A 26,649-nucleotide genomic window follows, 5' to 3' on the forward strand; every position below is an offset into this window, starting at 1 on the left:
TCCTCAGTATTTTTCATTAGATAATATTTCTTTTATCTGTGGAATTGATTTCCCTTCACTTTTCAATCTTTTAATTTCTTCTATGCGTTTTACGGTTTCTTCCCTTTTGTATCTTCTCGTAAGGTTTTCCTCCTCCTGCTCAAAGGGGAGCATTCCCTCTTCCGTATAAAATTTTAACGTGCTGTAACGGCTAGCTGTAATCCTCACAAGCTCGCCTATAGTCACGTATTCAGAGGCCATTATCTTTTCTATACTTCTTTGTCTTGACATATTAAGTCGCCGCAACCACTATCAGACAGGTTATATAATCGACGGCTTCGGAAACAAGCTCTCCTACCTCTGTCTCTTTTATTTCTTTAATTCGCTTTTTCAGACAATCAGCCTCATATTTTGAAAAGTATTTTTTTATCTGCTGTCCCTTATACATAAGGGCTGTAAGAAGCACTATTTCCTTTGAAACCACTCCGTCCTCCAGAAGCTCCGCACGTATCTCCTGGATTATTTTATCTTTCTCTCCCTCTTTAGGAAAACAAACCTCTCCGTCTTTCTCCAAATCTGCCAAGCCTTTTTCCGCAAGGCTTCCCGCAACTGCTTTAAGATAGTTTGTAAGACGCTTTCCCGTAAAAGTCAAAACAAACTCCGAAACCAATTTATCAGGCGTAAGTTTTTCCTTTTCCACTATCATATCATATAAACATCTTAAAAAACTAAGATTATCCGGAAGCTCTTTTACGGCTTTCAGTCTTTTCTTAACTCCTATTTCCACTACGCCATCAAAAACCATATCAAAAAGTCCGGCTACTACAAGGCATGATGGAACTTCTACTCCCAATAACGGAAGCTTTCCCCTGTCGGTCAAAGAAACAATCAAGTATTTTTCAGAAATGGTCAAATCCTTCATAAAATCACCTCATGTCATAACATATCTTCTCAGCCTTACTCCCTGAATCGGGACCTTTACAACTACCTGTGTAGGAATACATTCATAATAAATATTATCAACCTTAATCAATGGCGTCTGACCTGTTCTTATAACTGAAACAACATGTCCCTTTAATGCAAATCTATCAAGCACGCTTGAAAGGCGCTTATCCTTATCGGAAAACCATTGCTCAACATCGATAAAAACCGACTCTTTTCTCTCAAAAAAAGGAACTATAAACAGAAATCCTGTTCCCAAAGCTGTAGTGAATATTTCGTGTTTCTTTTTTAAATATTTTGCATAAATCTGCTCTGTTTTTCTTTGAAGTTTTAAATTAAAAAGCTCTTTTGCGATTTTTGAATTGAGATGAATTTCATTGAGTCTTTGTGTTATTTTATCAATCTCTAAAGGTGAAAACAAATCATAAAAACAACTGCTCTCCCTCATAAGCCACCAAAGAAAAATTATCTCTGAGGAAATCTCTCCGTCCTCCAAAAGCTCTGCTCTTATTCCCTCTGTCTGACGTGTGTATTCAGCGCCGTCACAGAGATACTCAGATACCTCCACTCCCGAGGTGACATAGTACATATCACAGTTTAAAATAGAGGGAATAACGCTTAAAAGTCCTTTTTCTTTCAGCTCTTTTGTAAATCTTTCCTCTGAGGATTTTAATTTTCTTTTTGAGCTTATCAGGATTTTTCTAAAATCCATATCAACCTGTTTTGAAAGACTCTCTTCATTGAGATATTTTTCCAAAATCTCTGCCGCCATTATACCACGAACCGCAAGCTTTTTTGCCACAGTCATTGTTTCTACCTGCAACCCGTTTAAGGCTATTATAGCAAATCGCTCATGCAAACTCAATTCTGACATACGTATACCTCCTTATGTGAATTTTATCTACTTACTACTTACTACTTATTACTTACGATTTAATTATAGCATACAATATACAAAAGTCAATAGACTGTTCATAAAAAATAAAATGCTTGAAAAAAAGCATATATATATGTATAATGAATATATAAATTGATGAGAAAAGGAGGAATTCAATGAGGCTGCCTGAACCTATAGATATCAATACCCTTTATAAAATTGAACATATCAGCAAATTCACACGTATTGCCAGAATAATAACACTGATGCTTTCTTTTATATTTTTGATATGGTTTATAATCCCAATCGGTTTTGGTATTTTAAATTTCGGAAATATTTTTGGCATATTTTTATGTCTGTTTTTTATCTTCACCTATGGATTTCGCAGAACCTTTTTGAGAATAAAGCACTATTTCAGCCAACACGGAGTTCTTTCCGTATGCTGGCACTGCGGCAAAATTGCAATAACCTTTTTTCTGATTTATGCTATAGTTATTACTGCTTTTATGATGATAGTCAGCTTCATCCCTCCTGCTCAAAATTCAACGGCTATTGTTCTGGGTTGTCAGGTAAGAGGCAGAGAACCAAGTTTAATGCTTCAAGAACGAATTAACGCCGCCTCGGATTATATGATAGATAATACCGCCGCCCGACTTATAGCTTCAGGCGGAAAAGGCGAAGGCGAGGATATCAGCGAAGCCGAATGTATCATTACAGAGCTTGAGAAAGACAATATAAAAAGACTTAGAATGTACCTCGAAGACAACTCAAGCAATACTTCAGAAAACATTGAAAACTCCATTGGAATAATTGACAATTACGGACTTGAGCCAAATGTAGCAATAGTCACCGACTTTTTCCATCAGTTAAGAGCAAGACTTATTCTACAGAAAAATGATTATCATGGCAGCATAGGCTCTGTAAACGCCAATACAAACATTCTATTCGCACCAACATACATAGTTCGTGAATGGTTTGCTATAATGAAGGAACTTATATTTTAATATAAATACAAAAAGACATCCGAAAATGGATGTCTTTTTTAGTTAAAAATTTAATATAAAAAAGCTGCCTTTCCAGGAAAGGCAGCTTCTATGTTTCTAATTATTGAAAATGAAATAATCGGGCTAAAGCCTAAATTATTTAACCTCAACTTCTGCGCCTGCAGCCTCGAGCTTGGACTTGAGAGCCTCAGCGTCGTCCTTAGAGATACCCTCTTTGAGAGCCTTAGGAGCGTTGTCAACAACTTCCTTAGCCTCTTTAAGACCAAGACCTGTTGCCTCTCTAACTGCCTTGATAACAGCAATCTTGTTGCCGCCAGCAGCCTTAAGGATAACGTCGAACTCTGTCTTCTCTTCCTCTGCTGCAGCAGCTGCAACAGGACCAGCAACTGCAACAGCAGCAGCTGCGGATACACCAAACTCATCCTCAACAGCGTGTACAAGCTCAGAAAGCTCGAGAACTGTGAGAGTCTTCAATTCTTCAATAATAGCAGTAATCTTCTCAGATGCCATTTTAATAACCTCCAATATTTTGTTGAATTTAGATTTTAACTTCGGTCTTAATTTTCTCTTGACCTTTTAAAGTGTGTCCTATGACACTAAACGCACATACAGAAATTAAAATTATTCTGCTGCTGCCTCTGCAGGAGCCTCCTGCTTGTCCACGATAGCCTGTACAGCTCTTGCAAAACTTGCGATAGGTGCCTGGAATGCGCCCAATACGTTTGCAAGAAGAACTTCTCTTGATGGGAGCTTGGAAAGACCAATAATCTTATCCATGTCAATAACTTCACCGTCAAGGTAACCGCTCTTAACTTCGAACTTCTTGTTTTTCTCTGCAAAACCGCAAAGAATTCTTGCAGCTGCTACATAATCTTCTGCACTTGTAGCGATAGCTGTTGTATCCTCGAGAACAGGAGTAAGTCCCTCAAGACCAACCTCTTCGCAAGCTCTCTTAAGGAGTGTGTTCTTAACTACAGTGTACTTAACGCCAGCTTCTCTAAGCTCTTTTCTGAGCTTTGTATCCTCGGCAACTGTGATACCCTTATAGTTTACGATAACACCTGCTACTGAATTTTTAAGTCTGTCAGAAAGTTCAGCAACAACAGCCTTCTTTTGCTCTAAAATCTTCTCACTTGGCAAGATATTCACCTCCGTTAATTTTTCATAACGCAGTTCAAAAAAAGCAGCCTCTCCCAATCGGAAGAGGCGGTATTATACAATCATAAAATAATTACTGAAATTGTATCATGCTTCTTCCTCGGCAGGCAGGCACAAGGCCTTTACGTAAAACGCCTGCTGTCTTTAGAACAGCGATTTGTTTTTCATACAGAAAAACAGCTCGATTTATCGAGCTTTTATATTTTACCATACACTAATATCTATGTCAAGACTTTTTTAATTATATTTTAAAAATAAATTAAAAAACCCGACGAAATGTCGGGCTTTAAATACAAATATAAAGTAATCAGAAAATTAAGCGCCAAACTTGTTTGGGTTAATCTTCACGCCAGGTCCCATAGTAGATGTTACTGTGCAGGACTTGATGTACTGACCCTTTGCAGCAGCTGGCTTTGCCTTAACGATTGCTCCCATAAGAGCATCCAGGTTCTCGCCAAGCTTCTCTACGCCGAAGCTTACCTTGCCGATTGGGCAGTGAATGATATTTGTTTTATCAAGACGATACTCAATCTTACCAGCCTTAGCTTCCTTGATAGCCTTAGCAATATCAGGAGTAACAGTACCGGCCTTTGGGTTTGGCATAAGGCCTCTCGGTCCGAGAATCTTACCGAGACGTCCAACAAGACCCATGCAGTCTGGTGTTGTGATGAGAACGTCGAAGTCCATCCAGCCTTCAGACTGAATCTTCTGTGTCATGTCCTCTGCACCAACATAGTCTGCGCCTGCTTCTTTAGCAATATTCTCGTTTTCGCCTTTGCAGATTGCGAGAATTCTTACGTTTTTACCTGTACCGTTAGGAAGAACAATAGCGCCTCTAACCTGCTGATCAGCGTGACGGCTGTCAACGCCCAGCTTAACATGAAGCTCTACTGTTTCATCAAACTTAGCTTTTGCAGTTTTTACGCAAAGATCGAGTGCTTCGTTAGAATCGTAATATTTGGTGTTGTCAACAAGCTTTACGCTGTCAACATACTTCTTACCATGTTTCATCGCTTTTCCTCCATTTTAGGTGGTCATACGGAAATCAAAACTTCCTCCCACCCGGATTACATTTTAATCAACAACTTCAATACCCATGCTTCTTGCAGTACCGGCGATCATGCTCATTGCTGTCTCTACTGATGAAGCATTGAGGTCTGGCATCTTCTGCTCTGCGATAGCCTTAACCTGCTCACGGGTAATTTTGGCAACCTTTGTCTTGTTTGGTACGCCTGAGCCGCTTTCGATTCCGCAAGCCTTCTTAATAAGAACAGCTGCTGGTGGAGTCTTTGTTACAAATGTAAATGAACGGTCTGCGTATACTGTAATAACTACCGGAATGATAAGTCCTACATCGTTCTTTGTGCGCTCATTGAATTCCTTTGTGAACGCAACAATGTTAACACCATGCTGACCGAGAGCCGGTCCAACTGGTGGTGCCGGAGTAGCTTTTCCGGCAGGTATCTGCAGTTTAATAAAACCTGTTACCTTTTGAGCCATTGTGTTTGCACCTCCAAAATTCGTGGTCAGTTGCGGGAAACAACTATTGGGTTCCCTCCCACAAGGGATTACTGAAAAAATTTTAATCCCTCAAATAATAGCTTTTGCTAATTATTCCTTATTCTTCAATAGGTTCAACCTGATGCAATTCAAGTTCAACCGGTGTTTCTCGTCCGAACATTGATACTGTTACTCGGACATAATTTTTATCGGTTATAAGCTCTTCAACTACGCCTACAAAGTCCTCAAGTGGTCCTTCTGTAATGCGCACTGTGTCGCCTTCCGAATATGAAACCTCAACGCTGCGGGTTTCTACTCCCATACGTACAACCTCTGCGTCTGAAAGAGGCACAGGCTTTGACGATGGGCCGACAAATCCGGTACATCCTCTGATATTTCTTACAACGTACCATGTTTCATCGGTATAAACCATCTTTACAAAAACATAACCGGGGTAAAGCTTTCTTTCAACCTCTTTGGTCTTGTCGTCTTTAACCTCTGTAACTGTTTCTGTGGGAACTTTTACCTCAAGGATAAGGTCCTGAAGATTTCTGTTCTCAACTGTGGTTCTTAAATTGGACGCTACTTTGTTTTCGTAACCTGAATAGGTATGAATAACATACCACTTTGCTTCATCGGGCATTTAAACTTTCATCCTCTCTTAAAAAGTAAAAGCTGAACCCTAAAGTTAATTATGTGGCTGCTGTTTCCATAACCAAGTTCAACAAAGCATAGAGTCCTCGGTCGAGTGCGAAAATAAATACGCCCATAATTGCAATTACTGCAATAACAACCAAGAAGTTCTTTGTTGTTGCCTTTGGTGTAGGCCATGTGATTTTTTTCAACTCGCCTTTGCATTCGCGGAAGAACTTAGCTGTTTTGGAAAAGAAGCCAACTTTGCCTTTTGAGTCCTTCTTCTCTTTTTTGCCTTCGACTTTTTTGTCGATATTCTTGTCAGCCATAGCCTAATCCTCCACCAATTACTTTGTTTCCTTGTGCAGAGTATGCTTTTTGCAGAATCTGCAGTACTTGTTCATTTCGAGCCTGTCAGGGTCATTCTTCTTGTTCTTCATTGTGTTGTAGTTACGCTGTTTGCACTCTGTGCAGGCTAGTGTGATTTTTACTCTCATTGACGGCACCTCCCGGTATTTTTCGGAATAATTTAGCCTCCCTCTAAAGGGCACAAAAAAATAAACCCCTTTTTCTGAGGTATTTCAAGTATATCATAATAATCTTTTCAAGTCAACACTTTTTTGTTGTTTTTATTGACAGGAAAATTAAAATGCGAAGCGATTTTTTTCGCTCCGCACTTGAATTTTAATAGTTTTATCAGTCGTTGAGAGTGTATCCCTCGTCTGAACCTTTCTTCTTTTTCTTAATCTTTTCAGGCTTTACTTTTTTACCTTTGTAGTGTCTTGCGCCCTCCCATGACTTTTTAAGGTTATCGGACATTGTCTCCTCAAGGATTTCTCTGTATTTATCATCCAGAGCATTGAGTATTACGATTGTAATTATTGAACGTGTGTCCTTATTTCCGTTTCCGTACTGAGCGCCGAGAATTGAAACAAGCTTTGTGATTTCAGGCTTTGAACCTGTTTCCAAAAGTCTGTTGATTTTCGGAAGAATTTTTTCCTCTGTAAATGTAACGCCTCTGAATGGATAGTATGAGTTCTCTTCCTCTTTAATTTCCTCTCTCAGCTCCGGGAAAAGTCCCACAAGTCTTTTTGCAAAGAATTTTGGGTCTGCGTTGCCCTCGTCCTCGCTTTTCTTTCTCTTTGTCTGAGCAACTCTCTTTACAACCTTTGCCGCTGTAACCATCTCAACAAAGTCGTTTGCGATGCTGTCCGCCTCTTTCATTGTATCTGTTTCAGGGTCAAACATCCATGTAGCCAAAACTCTCCACTTGTTGTCCGGGCCTTCATCTGTCATAGCACAGCTTCTCAAAACCATGTGCTTTTTATCGGTGAAGTAAACCACGGAATATGCAACACCTTCGCCGGTGAAAAGAGCAGCCATCTCTTCTGATGTTGAAGCCGCAATCTTCTGCTTTTTAAAGCCCTGTCCTTCCAGAACTTTCTGAAGTTTATTAGATATTGACTCAAACGCTGTTTCCAACTTTACCATCAAATTAACATCCTCTCAAATCTGCCGTGCAGATTTTATATTTTTCTTTGGCAGGATAAGCCAAAACTCATAAAGTCAAAATTATACCACTTAATTATATATTAAAGGTTATACCTTGTCAATTATTTTCACAATTTACTCACAAAATATTACATATGGTCGGGGCATGAAATTTTAAACATTCCCAAAACATTTGCAATAACGGTCTTTACAGCCATGCAAAGGTTAAGTCTTGCCTGTGTAAGGTGTTCGTCGTCGCCCTTAACACGGCAGGCGTTGTAGAACTTATGGAACAGTGTAGCCAATGTGGTTACATACTTTGTAATTCTTGTTGGGTCGTAGCTCTTTGCTGACTCGATAATCTCCCTTGTGTACTCGGCAAGATGATTTATAAGCTCTTTTTCCTCCGGTGATGAAAGGAGACAAAGCTCTTCATCTGTGCAGCTTCTCAGCTTTATTCCCTCGTTTTCAAGGGTTTTGAGGATACTGCAAATTCTTGCATGGGCATACTGAACATAATATACAGGGTTCTGATTGTCGTGAGCAACTGCAAGGTCAAGGTCAAAGTCCATCTGAGTGTTTGCCTCTCTTGTGTTAAAAAGGAATCTTGCGCTGTCGAGAGGTACTTCATCCAAAAGGTCGGCAAGCTGTATAGCCTTACCTGTTCTCTTACTCATTCTTACAGGAACACCGTTTCTAACAAGCTTTACAAGCTGCATCAAAACAACGTCAAGCTTGTCGCCGTCATAGCCAATAGCGTCCATTGCGCCCTGCATACGCATAACGTGGCCGTGGTGGTCGGCTCCCCAAATATCGATACATGTGTCGAAGCCTCTGTCAAATTTATTCTTGTGATATGCGATATCAGCCGCAAAATAGGTTGGTGTTCCGTTTTTACGGATGATAACGTCGTCTTTAAGCTCAAGCTTATCAATATTAGCCTGCTTCTTGCCTTTTTTCAAAAGTCTTTCTGTTACAACCTGGGCGTTTTTATACCACAGTGCGCCATCGCTTTCATAGGTAAGACCTTTTTCAGTGAGCAGGTCTACAACTGCCTTTACCGCTCCGCTTTCGTGGAGTGTGCTTTCAAAGAACCAGTTGTCGTAAACAATACCGTATTTGCCGATATCGCTCTGCATTTTCTTTATGTTCTTTGGAAGAGCGTATTCTACAAGCTTATCCTTTCTCTCTCTTGAATCGAGATTTACAAGGCAGTCGCCGTTAAGGTCAGCATATTCCTTTGCAAGGTCGATAATATCTGCGCCCTGATATCCGTCCTCAGGGAAAATAATCTCGTCGCCCTTATATATCTGGAGATATCTTGCCTCCAAAGAGCAGGCAAACTTTTCAATCTGGTTTCCTGCGTCGTTTACATAGAACTCTCTGTATGCGTCAAAGCCTGCGGCGTCAAGCACGGAAGCAAGGCAGTCGCCTAAAGCTCCGCCTCTGGCGTTTCCCATGTGCATAGGGCCTGTAGGGTTGGCTGAAACAAATTCAACCATATACTTTTTGCCCTGACCGTAATTGCTTTTACCGTAGTCTGCGCCCTTTTCCTCTATCTCTTTCAAAACATTTGCATAGTACATTGGAGAATAGAAAAAGTTTATAAATCCGGGGCCGGCAGTTTCGCATCTCTCTATAACAGAACCTGTAAGGTCGATGTTATCTGTAATTGCCTTTGCAATTTTGAAAGGCGGCATTCTGAAAGACTTTGCGCCTGCCATTGCGGCGTTTGTTGCCAAGTCGCCGTTTGTTCTGTCTGCCGGTGTTTCTATTATAAAATCATAAAGCTCTGCCGCTGGAAGTTCGCCTTTTTCCTGAGCCTGCTTTATTGCCTTTACGATAATTTCTTTAAGCTGCAATTCTGTGTTTATTGCTGTCTGTGACATATCTATTCCCCTTTTGTTCTTTCTCTTCTTTTATATTACAATACCAATTCGGCACTATCGTTTTTATGTTTAACGGTGATGTGAAACTCGTTTTCACTGGCAAGGGACGCATTAAAGTCTATTGTATATTTTACAAAAAGCTCCCCGCCCTCTTCACTTAATGTGGAATTTATCTGGGATGTATAAATACCTATCATCATTTCCCCTACGGGAACGCTGTAATGACAGTAATGTCTGCGGTCTTTTTCAAGGGTAAGTCTTGAGGAAATTCCGCCGGCACGCATAATGGTTACCATCTTCTCCCCCTCAGCCTTTACAACGGATGTATAGTGTTCGCTGGGATTTTCCTTGTCGTATTCTTCATAGGTGATAAAATATTTTCCGTTGCGGAAAACATAGCTCCCCTCTGTGACTACCTCCACCGTATCGGTTTCACCGTCTATTTTCTGTTTTCCCACTATAGAAATCAGGTAATTGCTTTCCATATTTTTTCCCTTCATAAAAAATTAATAACAGCCTATATCTATCTGCTTTACGCAGTCGCCAACGTCTTCTCCCAGGAAAAGTCCCGCAACCTTTGAAAATCCGTCAGGCGTATCGCTTACATAAAACTCACAGGTGTGCCCGTCGTCATCTGTATTTAAAAGTGAATGTTCCTTTAAAATCTTTGCGGCGTATATGGCGGTTTCCTTTCCGGAATCTATCAAAGCTACATGGTCGCCCATATATTCTGAAATAGCCTCGCTTAAAATAGGATAGTGAGTACATCCCAAAATAAGGGTATCTACTCCCGCTTCCTTTACCGGCTTTAAATATCTTTCAACGGTAAGGGAAACAATGGGGTCATCCTTTGAGATAAATCCGCTTTCCACCAAAGAAACAAAAAGCGGGCAATCCTGTTCTACAACTTCAATATCAGGATTAAATCTCATAATCTCCTTTTTATAGCTGTGACTTCCTATTGTGGCTGTTGTTCCTATTACGCCTATTTTTTTACATTTTGTAGCTGCAACCGCCGCAAATGCCGTAGGTCTTACAACGCCGGTATAAAGCACCGGAAGCTCCTCTTTCAAACACTCCGCCACAGAACTCACTGTTCCGCAGGCTGCTATTACAATCTTTACATTATGGGTCAAAAGAAAAGATGCATCCTGTCTGGCGTATTTTATTATTGTATCACGGCTTCTGTTTCCGTAAGGAACTCTTCCCGTGTCGCCAAAATACACTATGTTCTCTTTGGGCATTACTTTTTTGAGCTGTTTTACGGCAGTAAGACCGCCCAAGCCTGAATCAAAGATACCGATTGCGGAATTAGACATACTCTGCGCCTCCACTTTCATTCTGTGACACATATTTTCAGATATATAGGGTAAAAATTCCCTTCTACACATATATTTTATAATACCACAAAGACTTTGCTACAGTCAAGTTTTTTGCCGCCTATATAAATTTTGAAAAACCAAAATAAAAGCTATTAGACAACCTGAGGCAGTCTAATAGCTTTACTAATTACTGTGAGAAAAATCAAATGCTGTCGATAAGTGTGATTATATCCTTAAACGGCATACAGATATCGTCCGCTTCCTTTGCTCTGTGGTTCTTCAAAATAAGCTCTGCGGCGTTTTTCATTGCCGGGAAAGCTGTTCTTGTAAGCTGGTTTGCATAAATAACGATATTTACACCGTGCTTTGCAAATTCCTCTTCTGTTACGGTATTGAAGGATGTTGGAACTACAACAATCGGAGTTTCCTTGTCAAACTCTCTGAACTTATCAACAAATTCAAAGATTTCGTCAGGCTCTTTTCTTCTTGAATGAATCATAATACCGTCTGCGCCGGCTCCAACAAAAGCCTTTGCACGCTCCAAAGCGTCTTCCATTCCCTTTTCAAGGATAAGGCTCTCAATTCTGGCGATAATCATGAAATCATCTGTGAGAAGAGCATTCTTTCCTGCTTTGATTTTATTGCAGAAATTCTCTATTGTGTCCTGAGTCTGTTCAACCTCTGTTCCGAAAAGAGAATTCTTTTTAAGTCCGACTTTATCTTCGATAATAACTGCGGAAACACCTATTCTTTCAAGGGTTCTCACATTATAAACAAAGTGCTCTGTCTTTCCGCCTGTATCTCCGTCGAAGATAATTGGCTTTGTGGTAACATCGAGAACATCCTCAATGGTTCTTATTCTTGAGGACATATCAACCAATTCGATATCCGGCTTACCCTTTGCTGTACTGTCGCAAAGGCTTGATATCCACATTGCATCAAACTGGTCAACCTCGCCGTTGTTCTCCACAACTGTCTTTTCCGCAATAAGTCCTGTAAGACCGCTGTGTACCTCAATAGCCTTTACAACCGGTCTGAGCTTTAAAAGCTTTCTCAGTCTGCCTCTGCGGAACTCGGACATGGAGAGCTTCTCCATTGTCTGTCTGTCTATTTTTCTAACCTCGTCATCCCTTGTGTATGGAACTTCCACAAGCCGGCCGCCCCACTGGGATATAACATCTATAACCTCCTGGCGGATTGGAGCCATGTAGTTATACTTCCACTCGTCTCCGTGAACCACATAGTCAGGTTTATATTTAAGAAGGTTGTCCTTATAGCTTACAGTTTCCTGAGGAACTGCCTCGCTGACACCATCTATATTTTTAATCATATTAAGTCTTTCTTCAAAGCTTATAGTTGGAAATCTGTCATACTTAACAGCAGCTTCGTCGGACATTACGCCTATAATAACTTTTCCCAGCTCTTTTGCCTTGTTGACAATGTTCAGGTGTCCTTTATGGATAACATCGGTGGAAAAGCATGTATAAACCACTTTATTTTCGCTCATGACCGCTCTCCTTTCTGCATACATCAGCCATTTATTTCAACATATTTATTATAAAATCTCTTATATTCAAATCAGCCGTTTACTTTTCCCATAAATACAGCCTTATTCTCTCTCGGTGTCTCCTTTGGTCTGCCAAGGTCATCCCTTGCACCCAAAGCCACACGAACCTCTATCAAGGTAAGTTCTGTATTATTTTCGATTGCTGCAAAAGCCTTTTCAAGCTCTTCCTTATTCTCTGCAATGTAAACGTTTTTATATCCGCAGTCCTTTGCAATAGCTGCAAAATCAGCGTGCTTTGCGGCTGTATCCATACCGCCGACGGATTCATGGGCGTTGTTATTGATAACTATATGGACAAAGTTTTCCGGCTGCTGCTCTGCAATAAATGCCATTGAGCCCATATGCATAAGCACTGCGCCGTCTCCGTCAATGCAGAAAACTCTCTTTTCCGGATGATTTGCCTTGTATCCGAAAGCAATCATTGATGTGTGACCCATTGAGCCAACTGTCAGGAAGCATCTGCTGTGGTTTCCGTAAATTTTGTCGCTCTGCTCGTAAACCTCACGGGAGATTTTTCCTGTTGTGGAGAATACAGGGTCGTTTTCTCCGATAAGCTTCAAAATATCGCCTATTGCTTCTTCTCTCACATAATCTCTGCCGTTGGTTTTTGCTCTTGACTTCTCGTCAACAAAGGTTCCTTTCTTTACAACTACAGCACACTGTCTGTTGTCCTTCAAGAGTTTTCCCAGTGTTTCAAAAAGTTCGTTTACCTCTTCGTCTGTGGTATCCTTTGATACAACAAAGGTTTCTATATCCATATCCTCCAAAAGCTTAATGGTGGCTTTTCCCTGGAAAACGTGCTGAGGCTCGTCCTTAACACCCGGCTCGCCTCTCCAGCCTACCAGCATAAGTAAAGGTATATCATAAACATCACGGTGAAACAGTGAGCAAATAGGGTTTACAACATTTCCTATTCCGCTGTTCTGCATATAAAGACATGCAGGTCTGCCTGTGGCAAGGTAAGCGCCTGCGCATATGCCGGCGGCTCCGCCCTCGTTTTCAGCGGTAAAATGCTTAAACCTTATACCGTCGTCGGTTTCACCGTTCTGAGATTTATCAAGATATTCACAAAAATTCTTCAAGAGTGAATCAGGCACGCCTGAAACTGTATCTATTCCAAGCTCGCTGAGCTTTTTACAAAAATAGCTTGCTCTCATTTCTTTGCCTCCTCAAGATATTCCTTAACAGCCTGAGCCAAATCGATGAAATCCTGAGCATGCAGGTCACCTATATTTCCTATTCTGAAAGCATTGTATTTTGGAAGCTTTCCTGAGTAAAGCAAAAATCCCTTTGCCTTGAGTTTTTCATACATATCTGCAAAGTCCAAGCCCTCCGGAACAAGCAGTGTTGTAATCATAGGAGCCTGCTCATCTGGGTCTACAAGAAGTTCAAAGCCAAGCTCTGTCATCTTCTCAGCTATAAGCTTCTGATTTTCTCTGTATCTCTTTGCTCTTGCAGGTATTCCGCCCTCTGCTTCAAGCTCATCAAGAGCCTGGTCAAAAGCCAAAAGCACATGAGTAGGAGATGTAAAGCGGAAACCGCCGTCTGTGTCCTCCATGTATTTCCACTGGTCGTACAAATCAAGAGCAAGTGACTTTGAGTTGCCCTTGCAGGCTTCAAAAGCTTCTCTTCTTCCGTAGATTATACCGAAACCAGGAACACCCTGTATGCACTTATTTGAGCTTGTAACAAGGAAATCAGGCTTTACTTCTTCGAGATTTATCTCTATACCGCCGAAGCTGCTCATTGCGTCGCAGATTATCTTCTTATTGTATCTTCTGCAAATATCGCAGATTCCCTTTATATCGTTTAAAACGCCCGCTGTAGTTTCATCGTGCACAAAAGAAACTATTGTAGCGTCGCTTTCGGAAACAGCCTTTTCAACCTCTGCAAGGTCAAGGCTTCTTATCATGCTGTAATCTTTTTTCTCAAAATTAAGACCGGACATTGTGGCAATCTGAGCCATTCTGTCGCCGTAAGCACCGTTTGCCAAAATAAGAAGCTTATCATTTGCTGAAACAAATGAATTAAGTACAGACTCAACCGCATATGTACCGCTTCCCTGAAGCAAAACAACAGAAAATTCTTCTTTGCTTGCCAATGCTATTTTAAGGAGCTTTTCCCTTACACTCTTTGTAACATTCTGATATTCAATATCTCTTGTTCCCAAATCCACGAGCATTGCCTCTTTTACAGACATTGTGGTGGACAAAGGACCGGGAGTAAACAAAAGCTTCTGTGAATATTTCATTTCTTATCACCCCTAAAAAATTTAAAGACAGTCGTTCTGATGTTTATAATATCACATATCTTAATTAAAGTAAATAAATCAGCTTACAACTTTGCGAAAAAGTAATTTTTATGTAAAAAAACATATCATTGGGCAACAATTATGGTAACTGTAGAGCCAACCTCGATTTTATCTTTTGACTTATATCCGTCATAACCTAAAACCGTACCGGACTCATATTCGCTGTCTTCAACTCTTTTGGCTGTTGCCAGCAATCCTGCATCCGCAATTTTCTGCGCCGCTTCTTCTAAGGTGAGGTTTTCAATATCGGGAAGCTCCCTCATAAGAGAACCGCTGCTAACCTCTACGTAAACCGCTACATTTCCCGATTTACTGTCAACCAAAGTACCCTGCACAGGGTATTGAGAAATTATTTTTCCCATAGGAACTTCATCGTTATATACCGGCTCTGAGGACTTATACAGGATTACTCCGGTGTTTTCCGCTTCGTCCGACGCACTTTCATAATCAAGTCCTACAAAATTGCTCAAAGCGACCTCTCCCGCCTCTGTTGACGCAGCAGAATCTGTGACAGTAAGCTGCTCCATAAGAGCGGTGTTTTTTGTGGACACGGATATCTCGTTATTGTGAGTACCCAAAATCATATCGTCAAAAAAGAATACAAACAAAATTACACTCAGCGCTATTGTGGTGAGAATTGAAGAAATAAGCACTGTGGCAACTCCGTTGCCGTTTTTCTTTTTTGCTTCCGAAATGCCGTATTCAATTTTATTCAAAGTGGTTGTCCTTGAAATTTCTTCCTGTATAGCCTTGACTGCGGAAGATGCGGAAACCTGATTTCTAAGCGTATCGAAATCTGAGGTTCTTTTGCTTCTGCCGATTTGCAGTCCGTTTGCCAAAGCAACCACAACATGAGGCGGAATCCTTTTAACAATACTTGTACCCAACAAAAGCTTGCCGTCCACCAGTCTTTTGCTTGCGCTTTCCGGCACAGTTCCCGTAAGCACATAAAACAGAGTAGCTGTAATTCCGTAAATATCTGTTTCTATTGTAAGGTTTTCTCCGGTTATGTATTGCTCCGGAGCTGAAAAACCCGTGTACAGCTGAGAACGCAGAGGTGTTCCTCTTTTTCTCTCGTTTTCTGTTGCAAATCCGTATATTTTAAGCTTGTTATGCTTTGTAACATAAATATTCTTTGGCGCTACTCCGTAGTGTCCTATTCCTCTTCTATGAAAGGCTTCCAAAAGAGTAACCAGCGGCATAAACAGAAGTCTTGCCCTGTCCCACTCCAAATATCCTCCGCATTCGTCCAAATAATCCTCCAAAGGAACAAGAGGTTCATAATTTTCTATAACGTAGCAGGAATTGTTTTCTTCAAATATATTATGTATTCTTGGCATACAGGTTAAATCGGCAAATTCCGACAACTGTATAAAGTATTCTTTAAACTCATTGAGAAGTTTAAAAAATTTATCCTGTTTTTCCGCAACAGGCTCTAATCTGATTTCGCCCTTTTTGCGAACAAAAAAGCCTGCCGGCAAAAACTCCTTTATCATTATTGTTTTATTTTGTACACGGTCATATCCGATATATGACGTACTTTCACCGTTTATCTCGGTTACTCTTCCCACCAAATACCGGCCGCCTATAATTGTAGAATACGGCAAAAATGGCGAACGCTGCTTCTCTGTAGTCTTAAAACCACAATATGGACAAGTAGTGTTTCTGCCTATTTCAGCCATACAACCCATGCATAACGCCATATTTACCTCCTTATAATTTTACACATTTTTTACATTGCGCACCTTAGTACTTTAATTATAACATGACGCTTTTTTCAATACAAGGCTTTAGGCTGTTACAAGTATTACACTTTTGTGACTTTTGCAGGAAAAATTTGTCAAATTTAGCTTTTTTTGCTCGTTAATTAGTTTAAATCACGAAATGATTAAAGCCGCATAATATGTAATAAGACCATGGTCAGACGCCGCAGAAGAGCGGCGAGGTCTTTTATAAATTTTAATTTTCAGAAAACGGAGGAGTTATATTGTCTTGCAACGATAATTGTCAGGGCGGAATTTTTGCCACCCACGAATATGATTGCTGTGAGAAAGACTGCTGCTGCAAATGTCACGATTGCTGCTGTAACTGCTGCTGTACAGGTCCCCAGGGACCTCAGGGTCCTCAAGGAATTCAGGGACCTCCCGGTCCTCAGGGTCCTACAGGTCAAGCCGCTACTGTTACAGTGGGAACGACTACCACAGGAGCTCCCGGAACACAGGCTTCCGTTACAAATACAGGTTCGGCACAAAATGCCGTTTTAAATTTCGTAATACCACAGGGCGGAACAGGCCCTCAGGGTCCTGCGGGTCCCGCCGGTCAGGCCGCAACTGTAACCGTTGGCACTACCACCACAGGAGAGCCGGGTACTCAGGCTTCTGTTACTAATACAGGCACTGCTCAGAATGCCGTTTTGAATTTTGTTATACCTCAGGGTGAAGCAGGTGCTACTGGTGCTACAGGAGCTACAGGCGCAACTGGTGCTACAGGTCCTGCCGGTGCTGATGGTAAGGCTGCAACTGTAACTGTTGGAACAACTACAACAGGTGAACCAGGTACTCAGGCCTCTGTTACAAACTCCGGAACAGCTTCCGATGCTGTACTGGACTTTGTTATACCTCAGGGAGAACCAGGAACTGACGGTGCTCCGGCAACTGTTAAAATCGGTGCAACCATAACTACAGAACCGGGTTCTTTTGCTTCCGTAGTCAACACCGGAACAGATCAAAACGCTATTTTGAATTTCTCAATTCCGGAAGGCGTTGCCGGTAAAGCTGCTACAATAACAGTTGGAACCACCACTACAGGTGCTCCCGGAACTCAGGCTTCCGTTACCAATGTAGGAACTCCGCAAAATGCAATTTTGAATTTTGTTATTCCTCAGGGTGCACCGGGTGCCACACTTTCTGCCGGAACCACAACCACAACACAGCCCAGAACCTTTGCAACCGTGACAAACTCAGGAACACCTGACGCCGCTGTTTTTGATTTCACAATTCCCGGAAGCAATCAGGCAAAATGTGTTGCGCCGCTGAAAAAAGAATGTACCGGTGTATGCGAAGTAATTGCAAAGCTCAACGAGCTTATAAACTCTCTTAGTGACGCCGGTTTCTTCACTGAAGACTGTGAAGAAGAAAGCCAGGAATCCTAAGCAATACCCTATAAATCAAGAAAAGTGCCGTTTCTTCATGAAGCGGCACTTGCTTTTTTAACATCAGAATAATTCCAATGTTGATTATTTATTTTTTCTGCGCTTTAAAATAAGCGTAACGATTATAGCCAACAGCGCAACTACTATTACAACTGAACAAACAACCACCAGTGAATTATTTTGACCTGTTTGGTAATCCACAGTGTTATTTGTGTCTGCAAAAGCTGAAAAACATCCGGAAAAAACTACGGCGGTTAAAAATGAAACAAGAGCCGCTGTTTTGCTCAATAACTTTTTCATATCGGTATTCTCCTTTAATATCTTTTAAGTTAAATGATATTTATATCTAAAATAATTATATCAACAGCTTATACTATTGTCAATAAATCACATATTATTTTCTTCAGCCTTGCATCCCTGTACAATGTCTTTTTCAGAAAAAGCTTTGTTAATATAATTTAAGACCACCTTTTTATTTCCGCTCCACATTGGCTCTATCAAAAGCCTTTTGTCGCCGTCACCGGTCATTCTGTGTATAACAACGTTTTTGGGTATTATTTCAATACAACGGCACAAAAGCTCCGTATATTCTTCCATTGAAAAAATCTTAAAGGGCTCTTTTTGATACATCTCATAAAGCTTTGTATCTTTCAAAACATGCAGAAGCTGTAATTTTATTCCGTCGCTTACCTTGGAACTATAGGCTACTGTTTCCAGCATTTGTTCCTCGCTTTCTCCCGGAAGTCCCAGTATAACATGAGTGACCACTTCTGCGCCTATGCTTTTTAGATTTTTTACTGCTTGGTCGTAAACCTTTAAAGGATAGCATCTGTTTATAAGCTTTGCAGTGTTTTCATTTATTGTCTGAAGTCCCAGTTCAACCCACAAAGGCTTAATTTTTGCCAGTTCTTCCAGAAGCTTTAAAACATCGTCTTCCAGACAATCAGGTCTTGTACCAATGGAAATTCCCACAATATCCGGATGATTCACCGCTTCGTAAAAAATCTTCCTTAAATAAGGCACAGCCGCATACGTATTCGTATGCGACTGAAAATATGCTATGTATCCGCCCTCTTTAATCTTATTTTTCAGCAGTTTTTTGCCCTCTTCTATCTGAGCTGTTATGCTCAAATCAACACTTGGACAAAAGCTTCCCGAACCGTTTCCCCCGCAGAATATACATCCGCCGAAACCTACTTTTCCGTCACGGTTTGGGCAAGTCATTCCGCCGTCTAAGGTAAGCTTATAAATCTTTCTGCCGAACCTGTTTTTCAAATAAGCATTAAGGGTGTTTATGTACATAATTTTTCACCTTTATCACTTTTTGGCGTTGTTTGGAAGTCTGTGCTTTGCGTCATAGTCCTTAGCCATTTTAACAACAATGCCGCTGAGAGCAAGAAGACCGATAATGTTAGGAAGAACCATAAGTCCGTTGAACATATCGGACATGTTCCAAACCAAGTCAACCTTAAGTGTTGAACCAAGAACGATAAAGAGAACAACTATTGCGCCGTAAATCTTTACAGCTTTCTTTCCGAAAAGATATTTTACGTTCTGCTCTCCGAAGAAATACCATCCTATAATGGTGGAGAATGCAAAGAACAGCATACATATAGCTATGAATATATTTCCAAAGCTGCCGAATGCGCTGTTAAATGCAACCTGCGCAAGCTCTGCACCGTCAAATTCCATCCATGCGCCGCTTGCAACGCTTGTTGAAATGATTACCAAAGCTGTCATTGTGAGAATAATGAATGTATCGATAAATACGCCCAGCATAGCGATGATTCCCTGGTCACCAGGATGGTCAACCTTTGCAAGAGCGTGAGCATGAGGAGTAGAACCCATACCGGCTTCGTTGGAGAAAAGACCTCTTGCAACACCTTTGCTCATTGCCATCTGGATTGTAATTCCGAGAGCACCGCCGCCTACAGCTTGAGGGCTGGATGCGCCTACAAAAATCTGTCTGAAAGCCTCTCCCAAGTATGAGAAGTTCATTCCCAAAATAATAAGGCATCCAACAACATAGAAAAGAGCCATAATAGGAACAAGCTTTTCAGTAATCCATGCAATTCTCTTTGCACCGCCGATAAAGATCAAAGCGGCAAGAATTGCAACTGCAATACCTACAGCTATCGGAGGAATACTGAAAGCATTCTGGAAGGAAGCTCCGATAGAGTTTGACTGAACCATGTTACCCATAAATCCCAAAGCAAGGATAATTGCTACTGAGAAAAAGCCTGCAAGGAACTTTCCGAACTTTCCACGGAAAGCAGCTCTTATGTAATAAACAGGGCCGCCTGTTACCTCTCCGTCTGAATGTGTTGTCTTAAACTTCTGAGCAAGTGTTGCCTCGCTGTAGATTGTTGCCATTCCGAAAAATGCGCTGAGCCACATCCAAAAGATTGCGCCAGGGCCGCCGGCATGTATTGCTGTTGCCGCACCTGCGATATTACCTGTACCAACCTGAGCCGCAATAGCGGTTGTAAGTGCCTGGAAAGAGCTCATTCCGTCTTTGCCGGCTTTTTTACCGTTCAGTGAAAAGCTTCCGAAAAGCTTCTTAACACCTGTTTTGAATTTTCTTACCTGGATAAATTTCAATCTGAAGGTAAAGAAAATACCTGCACCGCACAGGATGTAGATAAGGGCGTAATCCCAAAGATATGAGTTGATTACCTTAACCACATCATTCACATAATTCATGACTGCGTCCAAAAAAACCACTCCTAAAAATAAATGTAATCATATAAATTTATATATATGAAAATAAAAAGAGCCTAACTCAAAAGAGTTAAGCTCTGGAAAACAAAAATAAATAGCAAAGTGACGTAATGTCATCCTCTGTCCTTTTGCCTGAGAGATTCGGAAAATTCCTTGCACCTTCGGCACTCTTTTAAAAGAGTTTCTCCAGAGTTTACTCGGTTTTCAGTCCTATTTCCTAAAAGGAAATTCCTGAGAGCATTACTCCTTCGGCAAGCGCATGGCTACTTTTCTGAAAACTTCAACGCAATTCAACTTGTTAAATCACGACAACGACACTATGTTACCATATATACAGGTAAACTTCAAGCAATAATCACAAATTGATAAAATTTTGTCGAAATAGCACAAGTCGCATAAACTATTTTTGTCTATATTTTGATAGTCATTAAATTATTTCTTGGCAATAACTTCCTTGACAGCCTCAACAATGTGCTTATCTGTCATCTCGTATTCCTCCTGGAGGAATGGAAGCTTACCAACCTGACCGAATCTGTCCTTAATACCGATTCTCTTCATGATTGTAGGACACTCTTCGCCAAGTACCTCTGCTACTGCTGAGCCAAGGCCGCCGATGATGTTGTGGTTTTCAGCAACAACAACAGCTCTTGTTTTCTTTGCAGAAGCAATTACAGCCTCTCTGTCGATAGGCTTAATGGTATGAATGTTTATAACTTCAGCATCAATGCCAAGCTCTTCAAGAGTTTTCAAAGCCTTCATTGTCTCCTGAACCATTATACCTGTTGCGAAAATTGTAACGTCCTTACCCTCTTTGATTGTATCAGCCTTAAAGAGGTCGAATTTATAATCAGGAGCTGTAAATACATCGTCGATTGCCTTTCTGAACATTCTGATGTATACAGGACCGTCATAATTTATAATCTGAGGCATAGCCTGTCTGAACTGTTCTGCATCCACCGGCTCGTAGATAACCAAGCTTGGAATACTTCTTACAACGCCCACATCCTCAACGCTCATGTGTGTTGCACCGTTGAGCTGTGCTGTAATTCCCGGGTCAGAACCAACAATTTTAACATTGCACTTTGCAAGAGCGATTGAAACCGCAATCTGGTCACAAATTCTTCTGGTTGCAAAAGGAGTAAATGAGCTGATGAAAGGAATCATGCCGCAGGTTGCCATACCGGCTGCAATACCTGCCATGTTCTGCTCTGCAATACCAACATCAAAAGCTCTGTCCGGATACAACTTACGAAGTCCCATTGTGCCGTTGCACTTTGCAAGGTCAGCGTCTATAACGGCAATTCTTTTATCTTTTGCCATCTCTTCTGCGAGAATTTCAGCGAAAATTCCACGAATTTCTTTACTTGCCATCACTAACTACCTCCTTATTTCAACTCTTCCAAAGCAGCTGCCTTTTGCTCTGCTGTAAAGTTCATGCTGTGGCAGTCAACAAGAGCCTGTTCAACAAATGAAACTCCCTTGCCCTTTACTGTGTTAAGAACAATCATTGTAGGCTTGTCCTTAACCTGCTTTGCACCGTCGATAGAAGCGATAATAGCATCTATGTCATGTCCGTCAATATCATATACATTAAATCCGAAAGCTCTGAAACGCTCGGCAGGATTCTCTACAGACATAATCTCATCTGTAGTTCCGTCAATCTGCATCTTGTTGTAGTCCATGAATACAACGAGATTGTCAAGCTTCAGCTGTACGGCAGACATACATGCCTCCCATACCTGACCTTCCTGGCTTTCGCCGTCACCGATAATACAGAATACCCTTGCTCCGTTTTCAAAAATCTTACATGCTTTAGCCATGCCAACTGCAGCGGAGATGCCCTGTCCCAAAGAACCTGCTGTCATGTCAACTCCAGGAGTCAAAGTTCTGTCGCAATGGCTTGGAAGATTTGTGCCCTCAACGTTAAGTGTCTTGAGCTCTTCCATTGGGAAATAACCCTTCAATGCCAAAGTAGCATAAACTGCAGGACCTGCGTGTCCCTTGGATACAACAAGTCTGTCACGGTTTTCCATATTCGGATTTTTAGGATCAACATTCATTTCTTTAAAATAGAGTACCGCAAGCACATCAGCAATAGAAAGACTTCCGCCGATATGACCTACGCCGAGAGTTGCAATTTCGTCAGTAGTATAATAACGAATCTGCTTTGCAATATTACGCAATTCAGCTGTTCCCATAATACAATCCTCCAGTTCACAAATCAAGAAAGCAAATACAGCTTTTCATGCTACTTTATCATATCACAAATTCAATTTAAGCGCAATTACCTTTTGATCTATTTCTGATATTTTCGCATACTTCACTATTTATTTATCAACTTAGACCCTTTTTACATTTACTTTTCATAATTTTTTATAAATCGACAACTCTTTTGCTTTAGCTGACCTTTAAATGTAAGATTATGAAAACGTTTTTTTCAAAGTTAAAATATTTTTTCAAGCCTTTCCATTGCCTCTTTTGCGGCTTCTTTTGAGGAAAAAGCTGTAAGCCTGAAATAACCTTCTCCCGCTGTTCCGAAACCGCTTCCAGGTGTTCCCACAACTGCGGCTTCACTTAAAAGCTTATCAAAAAATTCCCACGAGGTCATGCCGCCGGGACATTTAAGCCACACATATGGAGAGTTTTCTCCTCCTACATATGAGATATTCAATTTATCCATTGTGGCTGTAATAATTTTTGCATTTTCCATATAGTAAGCGATGTTCTTTCTGCACTGCTCTATTCCCTCTTTTGAAAACACCGCCTGTGCGGCTCTCTGTACTGGATAGGAAACACCGTTAAACTTTGTGGTTTGTCGTCTCAGCCACATTTTTCTAAGGCTCATACCCTCAAACTCCAATGCCTCCGGCACAACAGTATATCCGCATCTTACACCGGTAAAGCCCGCTGTTTTTGAAAGTGAGCAAAACTCTATTGCACATTTCTCAGCACCCTCAATGCTGAAAATACTTCTGGGAAGCTTTTCATCCTGAATAAATGCTTCGTATGCGCTGTCAAAAAGAATTATGCTTCCGTTTTTAAGAGCATATTTTACCCAAGCTTCAAGCTGTTCCTTTGTGTATACAGCGCCGGTGGGGTTATTGGGTGAGCAAAGATAAATTATATCAGCCTTTACCTCATCTGATGGCATTGGCAGGAAATTATTTTCTTTATTTCCCTCGGCAAAAATAATCTTTCTGCCGTTCATTACGTTTGTGTCAAAATAAACGGGATAAACAGGATTTGGAATAAGCACTGTATTGTCCTTATCAAAAAGGTCAAGGACATTTCCAACATCGCTTTTAGCTCCGTCACTTACAAAAATTTCGTCCATGTGAAGAGAAACGCCGAAGGTTTTATAATAATCTCTTATTGCTTCTCTTAAAAAGTCGTAACCCTGTTCCGGGCCGTATCCGTGGAAAGTTTCTGAAAACGCCTGTTCTTCAAAGGCTTTCTTTCCTGCTTCCACAACAACCTGAGGCAATGGCAATGTAACGTCGCCTATACCCATTCTGATTATTTTTTTATCTGGATTTTCACTTTTAAACTTTTCCACCCTTGCGGCTATTTCAGAAAAGAGATAACTTTCTTTCAGATTTTTGTAGTTTTCATTTATTCTCACTTACATTCCCTCCCGTTCTCATAGTTGTATATCATTGCAGCCTTTATAAAGCCTTTAAATACCGGGTGAGGCTTATTGGGGCGGCTCTTAAATTCAGGATGATACTGAACTCCCACAAAGAAATTATTCTTTGAATATTCCACAGCTTCCACCAGTCTGTTATCAGGTGAAACTCCCGAGAAAACAATTCCGTTATGCTCAAAAGCCTCTCTGTAGTCGTTGTTAAACTCATAGCGGTGACGGTGACGCTCTGAAACATTATGCTCCTGATACATTTCATAGAGCTTTGACTCTCTTTTAACCTTGCATGGATAAGCTCCAAGTCTCATTGTGCCACCCATTTCTTCAAGGTATTTCTGGTCGTTCATAAGGTCTATAACCTTATTTTTGCTGTCCACGTCAAATTCCTTTGAGTTTGCATCCTCAAGCTTTAAAATATCCCTTGCAAAAGCGATAGATGCTATCTGCATACCAAGGCAAATTCCAAAATACGGAATATTATTTTTAAGTGCATATTTTGCAGCCGAAATCATTCCCTCAATTCCACGGCTTCCGAAGCCTCCTGGGATTATAATTCCGTCGCATCCTTCAAGAACCTTTCCCACATTCTCATCTGTTATAGTTTCGCTGTCAATCCACATAACATTGACATTTGTTCCGTTTGCCCAGCCTGCGTGGCTTAAAGCCTCGGAAACTGAAAGGTAGGAATCGTGGAGTTTTACGTATTTTCCAACCAAAGCGATATTTACAGACTTTTCGCACTGCTTGATTGAGGCAATCATGTTTTCCCATTCGGTAAAGTCAAAATCCTTTTTATCCTCAAGAGAAAGCTCTCTCAATACCACTTTGTCAAGTCCCTGTTCCTTGAGCATAACAGGTGCTTCATAAAGAAGTGGGACTGTTCTGTTCTCTATAACGCAGTCAGGTGAAACATTGCAGAACTTGGCAATCTTTGCAAAAATAGATTTTTCCAAAGGTCTGTCGCACCTTGCAACTATAATATCCGGCATAATTCCAAAGGACTGCAACTCCTTTACAGAGTGCTGTGTGGGCTTTGACTTATGTTCTCCGGAAAATTCAAGATAAGGGATAAGGGTAACATGAATAAAAAGGCAGTTTCTTCTCCCCTGCTCGTTTGCTACCTGTCTTATGGCTTCAAGGTATGGCTGGGATTCGATGTCTCCGGTTGTACCGCCTATTTCGGTAATTACAATATCTGCGTCGGTTTTTTCTCCTACGGAATAGATAAAGCTTTTTATCTCATCGGTTATATGGGGGATAACCTGTACCGTTTCGCCGAGATACTCGCCTTTTCTCTCTTTTGTAAGCACATTCCAGTATACCTTGCCGGTTGTAAGGTTTGAGTATTTATTAAGGTTTTCATCAATAAATCTTTCGTAATGTCCCAAGTCCAAATCCGTTTCCGCTCCGTCCTCGGTTACATAAACCTCTCCGTGCTGGTAAGGACTCATTGTGCCCGGGTCTATGTTTATATATGGGTCAAGCTTCTGAGCCGCCACCTTAAATCCTCTTGCCTTTAAGAGTCTTCCTAAAGACGCCGCTGTTATTCCTTTTCCAAGTCCGGATACAACTCCTCCGGTTACAAAAATATACTTACTCATCTATTTCAACTTCTCCTTTGAATGCAGTGACAGCAGGACCGGTCATATACACTGTGTCCTCTGTGTATTTTATTTTAAGCTCTCCGCCCCTAAGCTTTACGGTGATGTCCTCATTTTTCGGACAATAGCCGCAGGCAACCGCAGCCGCAACAGAAGCGCAGGCTCCCGTTCCGCAGGCGAGAGTTTCGCCGCTTCCTCTCTCCCATACTCTCATTCTCAGAGTTTTTTCATCTTCAACAGTTATAAACTCAGTGTTGACGCCTTCCGGAAATATGGGATTTTTTTCAAATCTCTTTCCCTCTTTTTCAATATCTATAATATCCGTATTGTCACAGAAAACCACACAATGGGGATTTCCCATGGATACGCAGGTTATATTCTCGGTTTTTCCGCAGATGTCAACAGGTTTATTTATTGTTGTTTCACCCTCAAGGTTTACGGGGATATCTTTATTGAGATAAGAGGCTTTTCCCATATCCACTGTGATAAACTGAGCCTTACCCTTATCATCCGGATAAATTTTCAGAGTTTTTACTCCGCTTAATGTGTCAACCGTCACGGCATCTCCCTTTGTCATTGAATTATCATAGAGATATTTTCCCACACAGCGGATACCGTTGCCGCACATTTTTCCCTCGCTTCCGTCAAGGTTGAAAATTCTCATCTTTGCGTCGGCTTTATCGGAGGGACATATAAGTATTACCCCATCGCCGCCTATGGAAAAATGCTGGCGGGACAGATTTATGCTCAATTCCTCGGGATTATTTATTTCCTGTTTAAAACAATCTATATAGATGTAATCATTGCCGCATCCGTGCATTTTTGTAAACTCAATAATTTTTCCGGACATTCTTTTCTCC

The 26,649-nt window shown here is 41.0% G+C and carries 28 protein-coding genes, 1 riboswitch and 1 other annotated feature; of the genes, 2 read left to right on the top strand and 26 right to left on the bottom strand.

The window, feature by feature from the left end:
* Nucleotides 1-3: 3 nt before the first annotated feature.
* Genes B5F08_RS06860 through B5F08_RS06870 form a run of 3 tightly spaced genes read right to left on the bottom strand, consistent with a single transcriptional unit; the run spans nt 4 to nt 1,795 of the window.
* The gene (locus B5F08_RS06860) at nt 4-270 is read right to left on the bottom strand and encodes a helix-turn-helix domain-containing protein (RefSeq protein WP_087377701.1); all 267 of its coding nucleotides are present in this window, start codon (nt 268-270) and stop codon (nt 4-6) included.
* 1 nt (nt 271) lies between these two features.
* Nucleotides 272-901, bottom strand: a complete 630-nt coding sequence (locus B5F08_RS06865) for a GOLPH3/VPS74 family protein (RefSeq protein WP_087377703.1) — start codon at nt 899-901, stop codon at nt 272-274.
* Between the two features lie 9 nt (nt 902-910).
* Entirely contained in the window at nt 911-1,795 is an 885-nt protein-coding gene (locus B5F08_RS06870; RefSeq protein ID WP_087377705.1) for a hypothetical protein, read from the bottom strand.
* 179 nt (nt 1,796-1,974) lie between these two features.
* Between B5F08_RS06870 and B5F08_RS06875 the strand changes: the two genes are divergently transcribed.
* Entirely contained in the window at nt 1,975-2,802 is an 828-nt protein-coding gene (locus B5F08_RS06875; RefSeq protein ID WP_087377707.1) for a YdcF family protein, read from the top strand.
* A gap of 135 nt (nt 2,803-2,937) precedes the next feature.
* On the opposite strand, the gene rplL is transcribed toward B5F08_RS06875, so the two are convergent.
* From rplL to B5F08_RS06950, 15 genes are all read right to left on the bottom strand, one after another.
* Nucleotides 2,938-3,312, bottom strand: a complete 375-nt coding sequence (gene rplL / locus B5F08_RS06880; RefSeq protein WP_087377709.1) for a 50S ribosomal protein L7/L12 — start codon at nt 3,310-3,312, stop codon at nt 2,938-2,940.
* Between the two features lie 111 nt (nt 3,313-3,423).
* Entirely contained in the window at nt 3,424-3,942 is a 519-nt protein-coding gene (rplJ, locus tag B5F08_RS06885) for a 50S ribosomal protein L10 (RefSeq protein ID WP_087377711.1), read from the bottom strand.
* Between the two features lie 31 nt (nt 3,943-3,973).
* Nucleotides 3,974-4,126, bottom strand: a sequence feature (ribosomal protein L10 leader region).
* A 149-nt stretch (nt 4,127-4,275) separates the two neighbouring features.
* Complete coding sequence (gene rplA / locus B5F08_RS06890; protein ID WP_087377713.1) at nt 4,276-4,971, bottom strand: 50S ribosomal protein L1; 696 nt, start codon at nt 4,969-4,971, stop codon at nt 4,276-4,278.
* A gap of 63 nt (nt 4,972-5,034) precedes the next feature.
* A complete protein-coding gene (rplK, locus tag B5F08_RS06895; RefSeq protein WP_087377715.1) occupies nt 5,035-5,460 on the bottom strand; it encodes a 50S ribosomal protein L11 in 426 nt (141 codons plus the stop codon).
* Nucleotides 5,461-5,578: 118 nt separating this feature from the next.
* Nucleotides 5,579-6,103 carry a transcription termination/antitermination protein NusG gene (gene nusG / locus B5F08_RS06900; protein WP_087377717.1) on the bottom strand — a complete coding sequence of 175 codons (525 nt, stop codon included), beginning with the start codon at nt 6,101-6,103 and terminating at the stop codon, nt 5,579-5,581.
* Between the two features lie 49 nt (nt 6,104-6,152).
* Complete coding sequence (secE, locus tag B5F08_RS06905) at nt 6,153-6,422, bottom strand: preprotein translocase subunit SecE (protein ID WP_087377719.1); 270 nt, start codon at nt 6,420-6,422, stop codon at nt 6,153-6,155.
* An 18-nt stretch (nt 6,423-6,440) separates the two neighbouring features.
* Nucleotides 6,441-6,590 (bottom strand): 50S ribosomal protein L33, encoded by a 150-nt coding sequence (rpmG, locus tag B5F08_RS06910; protein WP_021912267.1) that lies wholly within the window; start codon nt 6,588-6,590, stop codon nt 6,441-6,443.
* A 199-nt stretch (nt 6,591-6,789) separates the two neighbouring features.
* Entirely contained in the window at nt 6,790-7,584 is a 795-nt protein-coding gene (locus B5F08_RS06915) for a DUF7674 family protein (RefSeq protein WP_087377721.1), read from the bottom strand.
* A 149-nt stretch (nt 7,585-7,733) separates the two neighbouring features.
* The gene (argS, locus tag B5F08_RS06920) at nt 7,734-9,473 is read right to left on the bottom strand and encodes an arginine--tRNA ligase (RefSeq protein WP_087377723.1); all 1,740 of its coding nucleotides are present in this window, start codon (nt 9,471-9,473) and stop codon (nt 7,734-7,736) included.
* 35 nt (nt 9,474-9,508) lie between these two features.
* Nucleotides 9,509-9,958, bottom strand: coding sequence for a DUF1934 domain-containing protein (locus B5F08_RS06925; protein ID WP_158096243.1), 450 nt, complete (start codon nt 9,956-9,958; stop codon nt 9,509-9,511).
* Nucleotides 9,959-9,979: 21 nt separating this feature from the next.
* Entirely contained in the window at nt 9,980-10,792 is an 813-nt protein-coding gene (gene murI, locus B5F08_RS06930) for a glutamate racemase (protein ID WP_087377727.1), read from the bottom strand.
* Between the two features lie 205 nt (nt 10,793-10,997).
* Nucleotides 10,998-12,302 (bottom strand): phosphoenolpyruvate mutase, encoded by a 1,305-nt coding sequence (gene aepX / locus B5F08_RS06935; RefSeq protein WP_087377729.1) that lies wholly within the window; start codon nt 12,300-12,302, stop codon nt 10,998-11,000.
* Nucleotides 12,303-12,373: 71 nt separating this feature from the next.
* Nucleotides 12,374-13,519, bottom strand: a complete 1,146-nt coding sequence (gene aepY / locus B5F08_RS06940; protein WP_087377731.1) for a phosphonopyruvate decarboxylase — start codon at nt 13,517-13,519, stop codon at nt 12,374-12,376.
* Nucleotides 13,516-14,613 (bottom strand): 2-aminoethylphosphonate--pyruvate transaminase, encoded by a 1,098-nt coding sequence (locus B5F08_RS06945; protein ID WP_087377733.1) that lies wholly within the window; start codon nt 14,611-14,613, stop codon nt 13,516-13,518. The genes aepY and B5F08_RS06945 overlap by 4 nt, the downstream gene beginning before the upstream one ends.
* 125 nt (nt 14,614-14,738) lie before the next feature.
* Nucleotides 14,739-16,376 (bottom strand): PASTA domain-containing protein, encoded by a 1,638-nt coding sequence (locus B5F08_RS06950; protein ID WP_087377735.1) that lies wholly within the window; start codon nt 16,374-16,376, stop codon nt 14,739-14,741.
* A gap of 284 nt (nt 16,377-16,660) precedes the next feature.
* Between B5F08_RS06950 and B5F08_RS06955 the strand changes: the two genes are divergently transcribed.
* Nucleotides 16,661-17,824 carry a hypothetical protein gene (locus B5F08_RS06955; protein WP_087377737.1) on the top strand — a complete coding sequence of 388 codons (1,164 nt, stop codon included), beginning with the start codon at nt 16,661-16,663 and terminating at the stop codon, nt 17,822-17,824.
* Nucleotides 17,825-17,908: 84 nt separating this feature from the next.
* Here B5F08_RS06955 and B5F08_RS06960 read toward each other — a convergent pair whose 3' ends face one another.
* The 8 genes from B5F08_RS06960 to dapF form a co-directional block, all read right to left on the bottom strand.
* Nucleotides 17,909-18,124 carry a hypothetical protein gene (locus B5F08_RS06960; protein ID WP_087377739.1) on the bottom strand — a complete coding sequence of 72 codons (216 nt, stop codon included), beginning with the start codon at nt 18,122-18,124 and terminating at the stop codon, nt 17,909-17,911.
* An 87-nt stretch (nt 18,125-18,211) separates the two neighbouring features.
* The gene (locus B5F08_RS06965; RefSeq protein WP_087377741.1) at nt 18,212-19,126 is read right to left on the bottom strand and encodes a TIGR01212 family radical SAM protein; all 915 of its coding nucleotides are present in this window, start codon (nt 19,124-19,126) and stop codon (nt 18,212-18,214) included.
* A gap of 15 nt (nt 19,127-19,141) precedes the next feature.
* Complete coding sequence (locus B5F08_RS06970; RefSeq protein WP_087377769.1) at nt 19,142-20,527, bottom strand: alanine/glycine:cation symporter family protein; 1,386 nt, start codon at nt 20,525-20,527, stop codon at nt 19,142-19,144.
* A 128-nt stretch (nt 20,528-20,655) separates the two neighbouring features.
* Nucleotides 20,656-20,745: riboswitch (glycine riboswitch) on the bottom strand.
* Nucleotides 20,746-20,977: 232 nt separating this feature from the next.
* On the bottom strand, nt 20,978-21,916 hold the full coding sequence (locus B5F08_RS06975; RefSeq protein WP_087377743.1) for a transketolase family protein: 939 nt from the start codon (nt 21,914-21,916) through the stop codon (nt 20,978-20,980).
* A 14-nt stretch (nt 21,917-21,930) separates the two neighbouring features.
* The gene (locus B5F08_RS06980) at nt 21,931-22,743 is read right to left on the bottom strand and encodes a transketolase (RefSeq protein ID WP_087377745.1); all 813 of its coding nucleotides are present in this window, start codon (nt 22,741-22,743) and stop codon (nt 21,931-21,933) included.
* 245 nt (nt 22,744-22,988) lie between these two features.
* The gene (locus B5F08_RS06985) at nt 22,989-24,167 is read right to left on the bottom strand and encodes an LL-diaminopimelate aminotransferase (protein WP_087377747.1); all 1,179 of its coding nucleotides are present in this window, start codon (nt 24,165-24,167) and stop codon (nt 22,989-22,991) included.
* Nucleotides 24,164-25,789 carry a CTP synthase gene (locus tag B5F08_RS06990; protein ID WP_087377749.1) on the bottom strand — a complete coding sequence of 542 codons (1,626 nt, stop codon included), beginning with the start codon at nt 25,787-25,789 and terminating at the stop codon, nt 24,164-24,166. The genes B5F08_RS06985 and B5F08_RS06990 overlap by 4 nt, the downstream gene beginning before the upstream one ends.
* Nucleotides 25,782-26,624: a diaminopimelate epimerase gene (dapF, locus tag B5F08_RS06995; protein ID WP_442856064.1), complete on the bottom strand. Its 843-nt coding sequence runs from the start codon at nt 26,622-26,624 to the stop codon at nt 25,782-25,784. The genes B5F08_RS06990 and dapF overlap by 8 nt, the downstream gene beginning before the upstream one ends.
* Between the last annotated feature and the right edge of the window lie 25 nt (nt 26,625-26,649).

This window comes from Anaeromassilibacillus sp. An172 (genome assembly GCF_002160515.1).
Taxonomy (GTDB): Bacteria; Bacillota; Clostridia; order Oscillospirales; family Acutalibacteraceae; genus Limousia; species Limousia pullorum.

Bases quoted from the DNA above. Each gene is read 5' to 3' on its own strand.
- B5F08_RS06860 (WP_087377701.1), bottom strand. From the start codon at position 270: ATGTCAAGACAAAGAAGTATAGAAAAGATAATGGCCTCTGAATACGTG.
- B5F08_RS06865 (WP_087377703.1), bottom strand. From the start codon at position 901: ATGAAGGATTTGACCATTTCTGAAAAATACTTGATTGTTTCTTTGACC.
- B5F08_RS06870 (WP_087377705.1), bottom strand. From the start codon at position 1,795: ATGTCAGAATTGAGTTTGCATGAGCGATTTGCTATAATAGCCTTAAAC.
- B5F08_RS06875 (WP_087377707.1), top strand. From the start codon at position 1,975: ATGAGGCTGCCTGAACCTATAGATATCAATACCCTTTATAAAATTGAA.
- rplL (WP_087377709.1), bottom strand. From the start codon at position 3,312: ATGGCATCTGAGAAGATTACTGCTATTATTGAAGAATTGAAGACTCTC.
- rplA (WP_087377713.1), bottom strand. From the start codon at position 4,971: ATGAAACATGGTAAGAAGTATGTTGACAGCGTAAAGCTTGTTGACAAC.
- rplK (WP_087377715.1), bottom strand. From the start codon at position 5,460: ATGGCTCAAAAGGTAACAGGTTTTATTAAACTGCAGATACCTGCCGGA.
- nusG (WP_087377717.1), bottom strand. From the start codon at position 6,103: ATGCCCGATGAAGCAAAGTGGTATGTTATTCATACCTATTCAGGTTAC.
- secE (WP_087377719.1), bottom strand. From the start codon at position 6,422: ATGGCTGACAAGAATATCGACAAAAAAGTCGAAGGCAAAAAAGAGAAG.
- rpmG (WP_021912267.1), bottom strand. From the start codon at position 6,590: ATGAGAGTAAAAATCACACTAGCCTGCACAGAGTGCAAACAGCGTAAC.
- B5F08_RS06915 (WP_087377721.1), bottom strand. From the start codon at position 7,584: ATGGTAAAGTTGGAAACAGCGTTTGAGTCAATATCTAATAAACTTCAG.
- argS (WP_087377723.1), bottom strand. From the start codon at position 9,473: ATGTCACAGACAGCAATAAACACAGAATTGCAGCTTAAAGAAATTATC.
- B5F08_RS06925 (WP_158096243.1), bottom strand. From the start codon at position 9,958: ATGGAAAGCAATTACCTGATTTCTATAGTGGGAAAACAGAAAATAGAC.
- murI (WP_087377727.1), bottom strand. From the start codon at position 10,792: ATGTCTAATTCCGCAATCGGTATCTTTGATTCAGGCTTGGGCGGTCTT.
- aepX (WP_087377729.1), bottom strand. From the start codon at position 12,302: ATGAGCGAAAATAAAGTGGTTTATACATGCTTTTCCACCGATGTTATC.
- aepY (WP_087377731.1), bottom strand. From the start codon at position 13,519: ATGAGAGCAAGCTATTTTTGTAAAAAGCTCAGCGAGCTTGGAATAGAT.
- B5F08_RS06945 (WP_087377733.1), bottom strand. From the start codon at position 14,613: ATGAAATATTCACAGAAGCTTTTGTTTACTCCCGGTCCTTTGTCCACC.
- B5F08_RS06950 (WP_087377735.1), bottom strand. From the start codon at position 16,376: ATGGCGTTATGCATGGGTTGTATGGCTGAAATAGGCAGAAACACTACT.
- B5F08_RS06960 (WP_087377739.1), bottom strand. From the start codon at position 18,124: ATGAAAAAGTTATTGAGCAAAACAGCGGCTCTTGTTTCATTTTTAACC.
- B5F08_RS06965 (WP_087377741.1), bottom strand. From the start codon at position 19,126: ATGTACATAAACACCCTTAATGCTTATTTGAAAAACAGGTTCGGCAGA.
- B5F08_RS06970 (WP_087377769.1), bottom strand. From the start codon at position 20,527: ATGAATTATGTGAATGATGTGGTTAAGGTAATCAACTCATATCTTTGG.
- B5F08_RS06975 (WP_087377743.1), bottom strand. From the start codon at position 21,916: ATGGCAAGTAAAGAAATTCGTGGAATTTTCGCTGAAATTCTCGCAGAA.
- B5F08_RS06980 (WP_087377745.1), bottom strand. From the start codon at position 22,743: ATGGGAACAGCTGAATTGCGTAATATTGCAAAGCAGATTCGTTATTAT.
- B5F08_RS06990 (WP_087377749.1), bottom strand. From the start codon at position 25,789: ATGAGTAAGTATATTTTTGTAACCGGAGGAGTTGTATCCGGACTTGGA.